The sequence below is a fragment of the Rathayibacter sp. PhB179 genome, assembly GCF_004345345.1.
Lineage (GTDB): Bacteria > Actinomycetota > Actinomycetes > Actinomycetales > Microbacteriaceae > Rathayibacter > Rathayibacter festucae.
Genome location: NZ_SLVD01000001.1, coordinates 1 through 12,760, shown reverse-complemented (window position 1 = coordinate 12,760; position 12,760 = coordinate 1). Strand labels below are relative to the sequence as shown.

Genomic DNA, 12,760 nt, shown 5'->3' with positions numbered 1-12,760 from the left:
CCGCCGCTAGGCGCCGTGCTCGGCGAGGAAGGCCTCCGTCTCGGCGGCCGTCGGCGTCGAGACCGCCGCTCCCGCCCGGGTGACCGAGATCGCCGCGGCGGCGGTCGCCCAGCGGACGAGCTCGACCAGTGCGGCCGGGTCGTCGAGCCTCTCGCCGCCGCTCGCGAGCCGTGCCGCGAAGACGCCGCAGAAGGTGTCGCCCGCGCCGGTCGTGTCGACGACGGAGACGCGGAAGGCCGGTGCGCGCACCGGCTCCTGGTCGCGGACGGCGACCACGACGCCGTCCGCACCGAGGGTGACCAGCACCACCGGGACGAGCGCCGTGAGGGCGACGGCGAGGGCCGTGTCGTCCGCCGCCGCGATGCCGCGCTCCGCGCCGAGCTCGCGCGCCTCGTGCTCGTTGACGATCAGCACGTCCAGCTCGGCGAGCAGCTCCTCGGGCAGCGGGCCGATCGGCGCCGCGTTGAGGATCGTGGTGGTCCCCGCCGCGTGGCCGGCCCGCGCCGCCGCCAGCACGGTCGGGACCGGGATCTCGAGCTGCAGCAGGAGCGCCGAGGCGCTGGCGATCAGCGCCTCCTCCTGCGCGGTCAGGTCGGTGAAGGCGGCATTGGCCCCGGAGTCGACGACGATCGCGTTCTCGCCCGCGTCGTCCACCGTGATCTGCGCCGTGCCGGTGCGCTCGCCGCCGCGGCGCGCGTGCAGCTCGAGCGGCTCCTCCGCCAGCAGCCCCGCGAGCTCGTCGCCCGCGGCGTCGCGGCCGAGGCTCGTGACGAAGCTGCTGCCCGCGACCGTGCGGGCGGCGGCGACCGCCTGGTTGAGCCCCTTGCCGCCGGGGAAGGTGCGGGAGTCGAGGGCGAGGACGGTCTCGCCGGGCGCGGGGATGCGGGCGACCCGGTGGACGTGATCGAGATTGGCGCTTCCGAGGACGACGAGGCTCATGCTCCGACGGTAGGGCACGCGCAAGGGGCTGCTCGCATCCTCCGGCCGCACCTACGGTGGAGGAATGGAAACTCGAATCTTCGGCCGCACTGGTGCGCCCGTCTCCGTCGTCGGCCTCGGAACCTGGCAGCTCGGTGCCGACTGGGGTGACGTCGCGGAGAGCGACGCCCTCGCGATCCTCGACGCCGCGGCGGAGTCCGGCGTCACCCTCTTCGACACCGCCGACGTCTACGGCGACGGCCGCAGCGAGCGGACCATCGGCGCCTGGCGCGCCGCGCACCCCGACGCGGGCGTCTTCGTCGCGACGAAGATGGGCCGCCGCGTCGAGCAGGTCCCCGCGAACTACGTGCTGGACAACTTCCGCGCCTGGACCGACCGCTCGCGCTCGAACCTCGGCGTCGACACGCTCGATCTCGTGCAGCTGCACTGCCCGCCGACCTCCGTCTACTCCGACGACGCCGTCTTCGACGCACTGGACACCCTGGTCGACGAGGGCGCCATCGCGCACTACGGCGTCTCGGTCGAGCGCACGGAGGAGGCGCTCACCGCCATCGCGCGGCCGAACGTGGCGAGCGTCCAGATCATCCTGAACGCGTTCCGCCTCAAGCCGCTCGACGCGGTGCTGCCGGCGGCCCGCGAGGCCGGCGTCGGGATCCTGGCGCGCGTCCCGCTCGCGTCCGGCCTCCTCAGCGGCCGCTACACGACGGAGACGACCTTCGCACCCGACGACCACCGCACCTACAACCGCGACGGCTCCGCCTTCGACGTCGGCGAGACCTTCTCCGGCGTCGACTTCGCGACCGGCGTCGAGGCCGCTCAGGAGTTCTCCCTCCTGGCCGCCGACCACGGCCTCGCCCCCGCCGCCGCCGCGCTGGCCTGGATCATCCAGCAGGACGGCGTCACCGCCGTCATCCCCGGCGCCCGCTCCGTCGAGCAGGCGAAGGCGAACGCCACCGCCGCGGACGCCGCCCCCCTCGGCCCCGCCTTCATGGAGGCCGTCAACGCCCTCTACGACACCCACTTCCGCCCTACGGTCCACCCCCGCTGGTAGCCGTCACCCGCTGAGTCGCCCGAGAAGGCTCGTTCTCCACCCCGAGAACGAGCCTTCTCGGGCGAGTCAGTGGTGCCTGTGGACAACTCGACGCACGGGTCGCTCAGGGGCGCCAGCATGGCGCGGTGAGTGGCGACGGGCCGGAGGGCCTCTTCAGGGTGGCGGAGGGGAGCGCCGCGGGGCTGTCGCGGGCGCGGATGCGGTCGGCGGAGTTCTCGTCGCCGGCCTACGGAGTCAGATCGTCGGCTCCGGCCGTCACGCTCGCGGATCGCTGTGCGGCGGTGCAGCACCGGCTCGGCGACCACGTCTTCGTCTGCGGGCCGACCGCGGCGCTGCTGTGGGGCGCTCCGCTCGACCGGTGCTGGGAGCAGCGCGCCGTCCTGGACGTCGCCGTCGTCGCACCGGCCAGGGCGCCGCACGCGCGAGGGCTGGCGGGCCGCAGCCTCACGGTCGATCGCGACGTCGACATCGTCCTCGGCAAGCGAGGCGCGCTGACCACTCCGGCCCGCACCTGGTGCGACCTCGGTGCCGTCCTCGAGCTGGCGGACCTCGTCGCTGTCGGCGACGATCTCCTCCACCGGCGTCTCGTCGGCGAGGAGTCCCTGCGTGCCGCGCTCGCCCGGCACCCGGGTCGACGCGGGATCGCGCGCCTGCGTCGAGCCCTCGGGCTGCTCGACGGCCGCGCGGAGTCGCGGCCCGAGTCGCAGGTCCGCGTCGCGCTCGTGCTCGCAGGCATCCAGGGTCTCGAGGCGAACGTCGAGATCCGTGACGAATCGGGCGCCTTCCTCGGTCGGGTCGACCTGTGCATCGCCACGGCCCGCCTGATCATCGAGTACCACGGCGACTACCACCGCTCGGAGCCCGGCCAGTGGCGCAGGGACGTCGCCCGCGCCCGCCGCCTCCGCGCGGCCGGCTGGACCGTGATCGAGCTCACCGGCGACGACCTCGCCGACCTCGCCTCCGTCGTCGCCCAGGTGCGCGCGGCGCTGCAGCACTGACTCGCCCGAGAAGGCTCGTTCCCGGGGTGGGGAACGAGCCTTCTCGGGCGACTCAGCGGTAGCGAGCCGCGGGCGGCGCGCGGGCTAGGAGCCCAGGGCGGCGTCGACGATGGTGCGGGCCTCGGCCTGCACCTCGTGCAGGTGGTCGAGGCCGCGGAAGGACTCGGCGTAGATCTTGTAGACGTCCTCGGTGCCGGAGGGGCGCGCGGCGAACCACGCGTTCTCGGTGACGACCTTGACGCCGCCGACCGCCGCGTCGTTGCCGGGGGCCTTCGAGAGCTTGGCGACGATCTCCTCGCCGGCCAGGGTGGTCGCCGAGATAGCGTCGCCGTCGAGCTTGCCCAGCGCCGCCTTCTGAGCCTTCGTGGCCACCGCGTCGACGCGCTCGTAGACCGGGTCGCCGAAGCGCTCGGTCAGCTCGCGGTACAGCGCCGAGGGGCTCTTGCCCGTGACGGCGACGATCTCCGAGGCGAGCAGCGCCAGCAGGATGCCGTCCTTGTCGGTGGTCCAGACGGTCCCGTCGAAGCGGAGGAACGACGCACCCGCCGACTCCTCGCCGCCGAAGCCGACCGAGCCGTCGACCAGCCCGGGCACGAACCACTTGAAGCCGACCGGCACCTCCCAGAGGCGGCGGCCGAGCGACTCCGCGACCCGGTCGATGATCGAGGACGACACCAGCGTCTTGCCGATCGCCGCGTCCTCGCGCCAACCGGAGCGGTGGCGGTACAGGTAGTCGATCGCGACCGCCAGGTAGTGGTTGGGGTTCATCAGGCCGCCATCGGGCGTGACGATGCCGTGGCGGTCGGCGTCGGCGTCGTTGCCGGTGAGGATGTCGTAGTCGCCGGCCCGGGCGACGACCGAGGCCATCGCGCTGGGGGAGGACGGGTCCATCCGGATCTTCTCGTCCCAGTCGAGGGTCATGAAGCCCCAGGCCGGGTCGACCTCGCCGTTGACGACCGTCAGGTCGAGCTCGTACATCTCGGCGATCAGCTGCCAGTAGTGCACCGAGGCGCCGCCCAGCGGGTCGGCTCCGATCTTCACCCCGGCCTTCTTGATCGCGTCGATGTCGATGATGTTCTTCAGGTCAGCGACGTAGTGGGTGCGGTAGTCGTAGGTCTCGACGGCGCTCGGCTCGGCCGACTTCACGTCGCGGTTGCCGTCGGCGATCAGCTCGTTGGCGCGGTTCGCGATCCAGGCGGTGGCGTCGGAGTCGGCGGGGCCGCCGTGCGGCGGGTTGTACTTGAAGCCGCCGTCGCGGGGCGGGTTGTGCGAGGGGGTGACCACGATGCCGTCGGCCCGGTCGGTGTGCGACGGGTCGTTGTTGTAGCGGAGGATCGCGTGGCTGAGCGCCGGGGTCGGCACGTAGTCGTCGAACTCGTCGACGAGCACGCGCACCTCGTTGGCGACCAGCACCTCGAGCGCCGTCGTCAGCGCGGGGCGCGAGAGGCCGTGGGTGTCGGCGCCGATGAAGAGCGGCCCGGTGATGCCCTCGTTCGTCCGGTACTCGACGATGGCCTGGGTCACCGCCGCGATGTGGTCCTCGTTGAAGGCGGTGTCGAACGACGAGCCGCGATGCCCGGAGGTGCCGAAGACCACCTTCTGCAAGGGGTCGGACACGTCCGGCTTCTTCTCGTAGTACGCCCTCACGAGGGCCTCGACGTCGATGAGATCGGAGGCCTCTGCCGGCTTCCCTGCGCGATCGGTCATGGGGTCCATAGTGGCAGTCGCGCCGGGGCCGCGATACCGGCTGGACAGGCGCTGGCTAGGCTGTCCGCCATGCCCGACCGCGCCTCCGACGGTGTCCCCGACACCGCCCCCGCCCCCCGCACCTACAGCTATCTCGGGCCCTCCGGCACGTTCACGGAGGCGGCGCTCGCGCAGGTGCCCGAGGCGCGCGGGCACGTCTGGCGGAGCGTCGGGAACGTCGGCGAGGCGCTCGACGACCTGGTCTCTGGGCGCAGCGACGGCGCGGTGATCGCGATCGAGAACTCGGTCGAGGGCGGGGTGACGGCCGCGCAGGACGCGCTGGCGCGGATCCCGGGCGTGCGGATCGTCGGCGAGTACCTCGTGCCGGTGTCGTTCATCCTGGTCGGCCGCCCGGGCGCGCGGCTCGAGGACGTGCGGATCGTCGCCGCGCACCCGGTCGCCTACGGCCAGTGCCGCGGGTGGCTCGACCGGACGATCCCGAGCCACGAGCACCTGCCGGCGTCGAGCAACGTGCAGGCCACGATCGACCTGCTCGCGGGCTCGCCCGCGCAGGCCGCGATCGCGCCGCCGGGCATCGTCGCCCACCACGACGTCGAGGTTCTCGCGGAGCGGATCGGCGACAACCCGAACGCGGTCACCCGCTTCGTCCACGTCTCCCGCTCGCGGGAGCTGCCCGAGGCCACCGGCGCCGACAAGACCAGCCTGATCGTCGAGCTGCCCTCCGACGCCCCGGGAGCGCTGCTCGACATGCTGGAGCAGTTCGCGACCCGCGGAGTGAACCTGAGCATGATCCAGTCGCGGCCCATCGGCGACGCCCTCGGCCGCTACCGCTTCGTCATCGACCTCGACGGCCACGTGCACGACGAGCGGGTCGCCGACGCCCTTCTGGGGCTCCGCCGCTTCAGTCCGCGGGTGATCTTCCTCGGCTCGTATCCCCGTGCGGATCGCCGTCCGGTCTCGTACGTGCGACGCTACGACGACGAGGTGTTCATCGAGGCCCGCGACTGGCTGCGCGGGATCCTCGGCAGCGAACCGGAGGTCGACGATGACTGAACGAGGCGGAGCCGAGCGCGAGCGCGTCGATCCGCGGTACGACGCCGCCTTTCAGCGGGGTTTCGCCGGGGGAGTGGACCGGGTGCGCGGCGACGAGCGCGCGTTCGCCCGGCCGGTGACGGCACCGGAGGGGATCGCGCGTCGGCGGCCGCCCGCGCTCGCCGACATCGCGACCACGGCCGACAGCCGGCGCTCGCGGCGGGCGGCCGAGAGCGGCACTCCGATCAGCGCACCCGCCCGGCTGCCCTCGGACGCGGCACTGGACCGGGAGCCGTTCGCCGATCCCGCGCCCGAGGAGACGTCCGTCCGCCGCGTCGAGGTCGCCGTGGAGCCGTCAGCGCCGCTCTGGCGGAACCCCTGGCTGCTCGCCCTGCTGCTCGCGGGGCTGGCCGGCAGCGTGCTCGGCGTCGCGCTGCTCTACAGCGGCTACTCCTCGCCGCCCGCGTCGTACTACGGCGACTCCGACACCCCGTCACCGGAGTGGATCCAGCGCCAGATCACCTACTACGCCTCGATCCCGCTGCTGGGCAGCCTGCCGTTCGCGCTGCTGCTGGCGATGGGCGTCGCAGCACTGCGCTGGCGGTCCAGGCCCGCGAAGCAGGCGCCCTCCGACGACGTCGAGACCGAGTCCGAGGCGACGACCGTCTGACGCCCGCACCTCCGGCGGAGAGGGGATCTCCTTGGAAGAGACGGCCGCAGCCATGCTGGTCGAGTAGCCCCGCAGGGGCGTATCGAGACCCATCGTCGCCGGCACTTCCCGTGCGAACCTCTCTACACCCCCGACGCGCCGAACAGCAGCCCGAGCAGGTAGGTGACGAGCGCCGCACCGTAGCCGATGCCGAGCTGGCGCAGGGCGCGCGCCAGGGGCGGCGCGCCGGAGAGCAGGCCGACGATCGCGCCGGTCGCGAGCAGCGCCAGGCCGACGAGGACCGATGCGAGGACCACCGCGGCCAGCCCGGACATCCCGAGCAGGTACGGCAGGACCGGGATGATCGCTCCCGAGGCGAAGAAGCAGAAGCTCGACAGCGCCGCGCCCATGCCGGTGCCGATCGACTCGTACTCGTCGACCGACGGGTCGGCCTTCACTCCGCCGATGGTGATCGGCGAGGTCGGCGCCGCGCCGCCGCGCAGTCCCGCGAAGACCCGGGCCGCGCGGGCGTCCGCGTCCTCCTGCGAGAGCCCGCGGGCGCGGTAGACGAGCGAGAGCTCGTTGGCGTCGACGTCGAGGTCGGGGACGACGTGGTTGGTGTCGAGGTCGGGGGAGGAGGCGGAGAGCAGCTCGCGCTGCGAGCGCACCGAGACGAACTCGCCGGCGCCCATCGAGAGCGCGCCCGCGAGCAGCCCGGCGATGCCGGTGAACAGGACGACCCCGGTGCCGACTCCGCTCGCGCCGACGCCGAGGACGAGCGCCAGGTTCGAGACCAGACCGTCGTTGGCGCCGAACACCGCCGCGCGGAAGGTGCCCGAGAGCCGATTGCGGCCGCGCTCGGCGAGCCCGCGGACGACCTCGCCGTGGATCCGCTCGTCGGCGGCCATCGCCTCCGTCGCATCGTCGTCGTCGGCATACGGCGAGCGGGCCTCGGCGCGCTGGATCAGCGCGAGGACGAAGACCGAGCCGAACTGCCGGGTCAGGAAGCCGAGCAGCCGCGTGCGCAGGTCCGGCCGGGGCTGCGGCTCGGCGGCCGGCCCGAGCAGCTCGCGCCAGTGCTCCTCGTGCCGGCCCTCAGCGGCGGCCAGGGCGAGCAGGATCTCGCGCTCCTCGCCGGAGCGGCGTTCGGCGAGATCGCGATAGCTCGCGGCCTCGGCCAGCTCGTCGGCGAGGTAGCGCCGCCAGCGGCGGATCTGCACGGGAGTGGGGGAGGAAGGGGTGTCTCGGGCGGTGGTCGCCATGGGATCTCCTGGGCTTCGGCACCCCGGCCGACCCGCGCGAGAGGACCGGCCAGGACACGTGTCGACTGGCCGAAGGTCTCGTTCGCCCGGTTCCGCGAGGATCCGGGTGGCGTGCCGGGTCCGGGACTCTCCGGACCAGCATGTCGACGCGCCTCGTCGTCCGCTCGGCGGACGGTGGGAACTACTCCCCTTCGCAGGGACCACCGTAGCCGAGAAGGCAGCGCGGCGCCTCTCCGATCGCAGGGCGGCGCTCGCGGGTACAGTCGAGCCGCGGCGGAGCCTCCCGGCCCCGCCCCCGCGCCGCACCGGCGCCCTCGAAGGGGAGGCCGCCCATGACAGCCGACAGCGCACCGACCCGCCGACTCGTCGCCGAGCTGGAGGAGCGCGCCCGCGAGGTGCTGCCCTGGTTCGTCGCCGACTACTACGGCGCCGTCGCGGGCGGCCGCTCGGAGCGCGACGCCGACCTCGCGGCCTGGGACGCGATCCGCTTCCGGCCGGCGGCGCTGCGAGGCGAGCTCGACGGCGGCACCACGACCTCGGTCCTCGGCACCGAGGTGCGGGGCCCCGTGCTGATCGCGCCGATGGCGCAGCAGAACGCGGCGGATCCGCGCGGCGAGATCGCGATGGCGGAGGCGGCGGCGCGCGCCGGCACCCTCCTCGGCGTCTCGACGAACACGGCGCTGCCCTTCGAGCGGATCGCCACGGCGGGCGCGCCGTGGTGGTTCCAGGTCTACCTGCTCGCGGACCGCGACGTGACGCACGCGCTCGTCGAGCGGGCCGCTGAGCACGGCGCCCGCGCTCTGATGCTCACGGTCGAGATGCCGGTGCTGCGCGGCGAGCGCCCCGGCATCGAGCCGCTGACCTGGCCGGAGATCCCCGGCAAGGCGAGGCTCGGCAATCTGACCGAGCAGGAGCGCGCCCTGGTCCTCGGCCGTCCCGTGCCGAACCCGGGACTCGACGACATCGGCCGGCTCCGCTCGGTCAGCGGTCTGCCGGTCCTGGTGAAGGGCGTGCTGCGCGGCGAGGACGCCCGTCGCGCGGTCGACGCGGGCGCCTCCGGGGTCGTCGTCTCGACGCACGGCGGCCGGTGGATGGACGGCTCGATCACCGCGGTCGGGGCGCTCGCCGAGGTGGTCGACGCGGTCGGCGCCGACGCCGAGGTCTACATCGACAGCGGGGTGCGCACGGGTCGGCACGTGCTCGCGGCGCTCGCGCTCGGGGCCCGCGCGGTCTTCGTCGGGCGGCCGCTGATGTGGGCGCTCGCCGTGGGCGGCGCCGACGAGGTCGCCGGGCTGCTCGGACTCCTCGACCGCGAGTTCCGGGTCATGCTGCAGCAGTCGGGGGCGGCGTCGATCCGCGATCTCGGCGGGCTCGTCGCCCGGTCCTGACGGGGGTCACCGGTCAGGCCGCGATGCTGCTGCGGGCCCGGCGGCGCTGCTGCCGCTCGTGCTCGGCCTCGAGCAGCGCGCGGGTGCGCTCGGTGGAGAGCAGCTCGACGAGGGTGTCGGTCTCCTCCTCGATCCGCTCGCGCAGGTCGAGCGGCTCGGTGGTCAGCAGTCGCTTGGCGGCGGCGGCCACCAGCGGCGGGCGGGCCGCGAGCGCTCGGACGCGCTCGTCGACGCGGGCCGCGAGCTCGGCGCGGGGGACGACCTCGGTGACCAGCTGCCACTCGAGCGCCTCGGCGGCGCGGACCGAGCGGCCGGAGAGCACGAAGTCCAGGGCGCGGCGGCGGCCGATCGTCGCGGGCAGGGTCGCCGTGACGCCGCAGTCCGGCACCAGCCCGACGTCGCCGTAGGCGCTGACGAAGGTGGCGGCGGGCGTCGCGACGACGATGTCGGCGGCGAGCGCGAAGGCGATCCCGGCTCCCGCGGTGATGCCGTCGATCGCGCAGACGACGACGGCGCTGCTCTCGCCGAGGAGGCGGAAGGCCTCGCCCGCGGTCGTTGCGAGGTCGCGGAGGTACTGGTCGGGCCGGTCGGCGCCCAGGATCGCCGAGACGTCGCCGCCGGTGCAGAACGCGCGACCCGCGGACTCGACGACGAGGACGGTGCAGCCCGCGTCGGCGTTCAGCGTGATCAGGGCGCGCACCAGCTGCAGAGCCGTGTCGAGGTCGAGCGCGTTGAGATCGTCGGGCCGGTCGAGGATCAGGCGGGCGACGGGGCCGGAGCGCTCGACGCGCACGGTCGGGGGTCGGGGAGTCATGGCGGGGCCTCTCGGGGTGAGGTCGGGAGCTGCGGTGGAGAGCTGCGACCCTCTCGCGGGGGAACGGAGGGGGCCGGCGCCGTCCGTCGGGGGAGGTGGCGCAGAAGTGGTTCGCAGCCCCGGCCCCGCCGGTTCGGTCCGCCCGGCCGATCCTCAGGCGCGCCTCCCGGCCCCTCTAAACTGCTGGGGTGATTGATCCCGTACTTCTCCGCGAGAACCCGGACGTCCTCAAGCGCTCGCAGGAGGCGCGCGGCGACTCCGTCGAGCTCGTCGACGACGCCCTCGAGGCCGACCGCGCACGCCGGGCCGCGATCACCGAGGCCGAGCGCCTCCGCGCCGAGCAGAACGCCTTCGGCAAGACCGTCGCGAAGGCGCCGAAGGACGAGAAGGCGGCCCTGGTCGCCGAGGCGCAGCGCCTCGCCGCCGCCGCCAAGCAGGCGCAGCAGGAGGCCGCCGAGGCCGACGAGCGCTTCGGCTCGCTCGTGAAGCGGCTGGCCAACCCGATCATCGACGGCGTTCCCGCCGGTGGCGAGGACAAGTTCGAGCTCGTGCGCACCGTGGGTGAGCGCCCGGTCTTCGACTTCGCGCCCCGCGACCACCTCGAGATCGGCGAGCTGCTCGACGGCATCGACATGCAGCGCGGCGCGAAGGTCAGCGGCGCGCGCTTCTACTTCCTCAAGGGCCTCGTCGCCCGTCTCGAGATCGCGCTGATGAACCTCGGCCTGGAGCGCGCCCTCGAGGCCGGCTTCACCCCGCTGATCACGCCGACGCTGGTGCGCCCCGAGATCATGGACGGCACCGGCTTCCTCGGTGAGCACGACGACGAGGTGTACCGCCTCCGCGACGACGACCTCTACCTCACCGGCACCAGCGAGGTGGCGCTCGCCGGCTACCACGCCGACGAGATCCTGGATCTCGCGGGCGGCGCGAAGCGCTACGCCGGCTGGAGCACCTGCTACCGCCGCGAGGCCGGCTCGGGCGGGCGCGACACCCGCGGCATCATCCGGGTGCACCAGTTCAACAAGCTCGAGATGTTCGTCTACACGCTGCCCGAGGACGCGGAGGCGGAGCACGCGCGCCTGCTCGCCCACCAGGAGGGCGTGCTGCAGAGCCTCGGCCTGCACTACCGCGTCATCGACGTCGCCGCGGGCGACCTCGGCCAGAGCGCCGCGCGCAAGTTCGACGTCGAGGCCTGGGTGCCCACCCAGGACGCCTACCGCGAGCTGACGTCGACCTCGAACTGCACCACCTTCCAGGCCCGCCGCCTCGACACCCGGTACCGCACCGAGTCGGGCAAGACGGCGCCCGTCGCCACCCTGAACGGCACGCTGGCGACCACCCGCTGGATCGTCGCCCTGCTCGAGACGCACCAGCAGGCCGACGGCTCGGTGCTCGTCCCCGAGGCGCTGCGCCCGCACCTGGGCGGCCTCGAGGTCCTCGAGCCGGTCCGCACCGCATGAGCGCCGGCCGCCGCCTCATCGCCCTCGACATCGACGGCACCGTCATGCACGAGGACGGCACCATCACCGACGCGGTCGTCGACGCGATCACGCGGGTGGTCGCCCAGGGCGACGAGGTCATGCTCGCGACCGGCCGCTCGCCGTCGACCACGCTGCCCGTGGTCGCGCGCCTGGGCATCGCTCCGGAGTTCGTCATCTGCTGCAACGGCGCCGTCACCCTGCGCCGCGACCCCGAGGCGGAGGGCGGCTACCGCCCCGACGTCGTCGAGACCTTCGACCCCACCGAGGTCCTCGAGACCATCCGCCGGCACCTGCCCGACGCGCACTACGCCGTCGAGGACGCCGACGGCGCCTTCTCCTACACCGAGGCCTTCCCCGGCGGAGCGGTGATGGGCGCCGAGACGGTGCACGTCCCGTTCGAGGAGCTGCTGGGCGTGCAGTCCACCCGCGTGGTCGTCATCTCGCCCGGCACCGGCATCGAGGAGTTCACCGAGCTCGTCGAGCGGATGGGCCTGCACCAGGTCAGCTACGCCATCGGCTGGACCGCCTGGCTCGACATCGCCCCGCACGGCGTCAACAAGTCGACCGCGCTCGAGCTGGTCCGGAACCGCCTCGGCATCGAGCGGAGCGACGTGGTCGCGCTCGGCGACGGCCGCAACGACATCGAGATGCTCACCTGGGCCGCCGAGCACGGCGCCGGCCTGGCGATGGGGCAGGCGCCCGCCGAGGTCCTCGCGGTCGCCTCCGCGATCCTCCCCGGTGTGCACGAGGACGGCGTCGCCGTCGCCCTCGCCGACCTGCGCTGACCCGACGCGGCGCCCGCCGCTCCCGCGCCGCGCGGGCCGTCGGTTACCATCGACTGTCTCTCCCCGCGGGGAGCGGCAGGGAGGGCTGTCCGAGCGGCCGATGGAGCCAGTCTTGAAAACTGGTGGGCAGAGATGTCTCTAGGGTTCGAATCCCTAGCCCTCCGCCACCGCGATCGAGCGGCGACGCCTTCCGCCGGCAGGTGACGAGGACGAGCACGCGATCCCGCCGTCATGCCGGTTGAGCAGCCCGCAGGGATGTGCACGCCGGCCGAGTAGCTCGCAGGGATGCGCATGCCGGCTGACCAGCCTGCAGGGATGTGCATGCCGATCGAGTAGGCCGCAGGGATGCGCATGCCGGCTGACCAGCCTGCAGGGATGTGCATGCCGGCCGAGTAGCCCGCGGGGAAGTGCATGCTGGTCGAGTAGCCCCGCAGGGGCGTATCGAGACCCACCGTCATCAGCAGGGTGGGTCTGCAGGCTCGCCCTCCTGACGTGTGTGGATCTCGAAGCTTCTATTTGTCAAGGTCGGCAGAGGAGGGGGAAGAGTTCGCGGCAGAGAGCTCGTTTGAGGAGGCGGAGGATGTCTTTCTTGGTTTTGCCGTCGGCGAGGTGGGTGTCGCGGTAGTCGCGGGTTCGTTGTTCGTGGCAGAGGCG

General features: G+C 73.4%; 11 protein-coding genes and 1 tRNA gene. 8 read left to right on the top strand and 4 right to left on the bottom strand.

From position 1 onward, the window contains the following. Nucleotides 1-6: 6 nt before the first annotated feature. The gene (locus EDF43_RS00060; protein WP_123734989.1) at nucleotides 7-939 is read right to left on the bottom strand and encodes a ribokinase; all 933 of its coding nucleotides are present in this window, start codon (nucleotides 937-939) and stop codon (nucleotides 7-9) included. A gap of 64 nt (nucleotides 940-1,003) precedes the next feature. On the opposite strand from EDF43_RS00060, the gene EDF43_RS00055 reads away from it, so the two are divergent. Then, the gene (locus tag EDF43_RS00055; protein ID WP_123734990.1) at nucleotides 1,004-1,990 is read left to right on the top strand and encodes an aldo/keto reductase; all 987 of its coding nucleotides are present in this window, start codon (nucleotides 1,004-1,006) and stop codon (nucleotides 1,988-1,990) included. Between the two features lie 125 nt (nucleotides 1,991-2,115). Beyond that, a complete protein-coding gene (locus tag EDF43_RS00050; RefSeq protein ID WP_132434689.1) occupies nucleotides 2,116-2,988 on the top strand; it encodes a DUF559 domain-containing protein in 873 nt (290 codons plus the stop codon). Between the two features lie 84 nt (nucleotides 2,989-3,072). Here the strand turns inward: EDF43_RS00050 and pgm are convergent, their stop codons facing one another. Further along, complete coding sequence (gene pgm / locus EDF43_RS00045) at nucleotides 3,073-4,695, bottom strand: phosphoglucomutase (alpha-D-glucose-1,6-bisphosphate-dependent) (RefSeq protein WP_132434687.1); 1,623 nt, start codon at nucleotides 4,693-4,695, stop codon at nucleotides 3,073-3,075. A gap of 69 nt (nucleotides 4,696-4,764) precedes the next feature. On the opposite strand from pgm, the gene pheA reads away from it, so the two are divergent. Both pheA and EDF43_RS00035 read left to right on the top strand, forming a co-directional pair. Then, entirely contained in the window at nucleotides 4,765-5,748 is a 984-nt protein-coding gene (gene pheA, locus EDF43_RS00040) for a prephenate dehydratase (protein ID WP_132434685.1), read from the top strand. Beyond that, nucleotides 5,741-6,397 (top strand): hypothetical protein, encoded by a 657-nt coding sequence (locus EDF43_RS00035; protein ID WP_132434683.1) that lies wholly within the window; start codon nucleotides 5,741-5,743, stop codon nucleotides 6,395-6,397. The genes pheA and EDF43_RS00035 overlap by 8 nt, the downstream gene beginning before the upstream one ends. Before the next feature lie 122 nt (nucleotides 6,398-6,519). On the opposite strand, the gene EDF43_RS00030 is transcribed toward EDF43_RS00035, so the two are convergent. Next, nucleotides 6,520-7,638: a VIT1/CCC1 transporter family protein gene (locus EDF43_RS00030; RefSeq protein WP_123445000.1), complete on the bottom strand. Its 1,119-nt coding sequence runs from the start codon at nucleotides 7,636-7,638 to the stop codon at nucleotides 6,520-6,522. A 332-nt stretch (nucleotides 7,639-7,970) separates the two neighbouring features. On the opposite strand from EDF43_RS00030, the gene EDF43_RS00025 reads away from it, so the two are divergent. Further along, a complete protein-coding gene (locus EDF43_RS00025; protein ID WP_132434681.1) occupies nucleotides 7,971-9,026 on the top strand; it encodes an alpha-hydroxy-acid oxidizing protein in 1,056 nt (351 codons plus the stop codon). A 13-nt stretch (nucleotides 9,027-9,039) separates the two neighbouring features. Here EDF43_RS00025 and EDF43_RS00020 read toward each other — a convergent pair whose 3' ends face one another. Continuing rightward, a complete protein-coding gene (locus EDF43_RS00020) occupies nucleotides 9,040-9,840 on the bottom strand; it encodes an enoyl-CoA hydratase/isomerase family protein (RefSeq protein WP_132434679.1) in 801 nt (266 codons plus the stop codon). Nucleotides 9,841-10,028: 188 nt separating this feature from the next. On the opposite strand from EDF43_RS00020, the gene serS reads away from it, so the two are divergent. The 3 genes from serS to EDF43_RS00005 all read left to right on the top strand — a co-directional run bounded on the left by serS (nucleotide 10,029) and on the right by EDF43_RS00005 (nucleotide 12,273). Continuing rightward, a complete protein-coding gene (serS, locus tag EDF43_RS00015; protein ID WP_132434677.1) occupies nucleotides 10,029-11,300 on the top strand; it encodes a serine--tRNA ligase in 1,272 nt (423 codons plus the stop codon). Further along, nucleotides 11,297-12,106 carry an HAD family hydrolase gene (locus tag EDF43_RS00010; protein ID WP_123734998.1) on the top strand — a complete coding sequence of 270 codons (810 nt, stop codon included), beginning with the start codon at nucleotides 11,297-11,299 and terminating at the stop codon, nucleotides 12,104-12,106. Before serS ends, EDF43_RS00010 begins: the two co-directional genes overlap by 4 nt. Before the next feature lie 79 nt (nucleotides 12,107-12,185). Beyond that, nucleotides 12,186-12,273 (top strand) — tRNA-Ser (locus EDF43_RS00005). Nucleotides 12,274-12,760 lie beyond the last annotated feature (487 nt).

What these genes read in the sequence shown, in the direction of transcription:
- EDF43_RS00030 (WP_123445000.1), bottom strand. Translation starts at nt 7,638, where the DNA reads ATGGCGACCACCGCCCGAGACACCCCTTCCTCCCCCACTCCCGTGCAG.
- EDF43_RS00025 (WP_132434681.1), top strand. Translation starts at nt 7,971, where the DNA reads ATGACAGCCGACAGCGCACCGACCCGCCGACTCGTCGCCGAGCTGGAG.
- pgm (WP_132434687.1), bottom strand. Translation starts at nt 4,695, where the DNA reads ATGACCGATCGCGCAGGGAAGCCGGCAGAGGCCTCCGATCTCATCGAC.
- EDF43_RS00035 (WP_132434683.1), top strand. Translation starts at nt 5,741, where the DNA reads ATGACTGAACGAGGCGGAGCCGAGCGCGAGCGCGTCGATCCGCGGTAC.
- EDF43_RS00055 (WP_123734990.1), top strand. Translation starts at nt 1,004, where the DNA reads ATGGAAACTCGAATCTTCGGCCGCACTGGTGCGCCCGTCTCCGTCGTC.
- pheA (WP_132434685.1), top strand. Translation starts at nt 4,765, where the DNA reads ATGCCCGACCGCGCCTCCGACGGTGTCCCCGACACCGCCCCCGCCCCC.
- EDF43_RS00060 (WP_123734989.1), bottom strand. Translation starts at nt 939, where the DNA reads ATGAGCCTCGTCGTCCTCGGAAGCGCCAATCTCGATCACGTCCACCGG.
- EDF43_RS00010 (WP_123734998.1), top strand. Translation starts at nt 11,297, where the DNA reads ATGAGCGCCGGCCGCCGCCTCATCGCCCTCGACATCGACGGCACCGTC.
- EDF43_RS00020 (WP_132434679.1), bottom strand. Translation starts at nt 9,840, where the DNA reads ATGACTCCCCGACCCCCGACCGTGCGCGTCGAGCGCTCCGGCCCCGTC.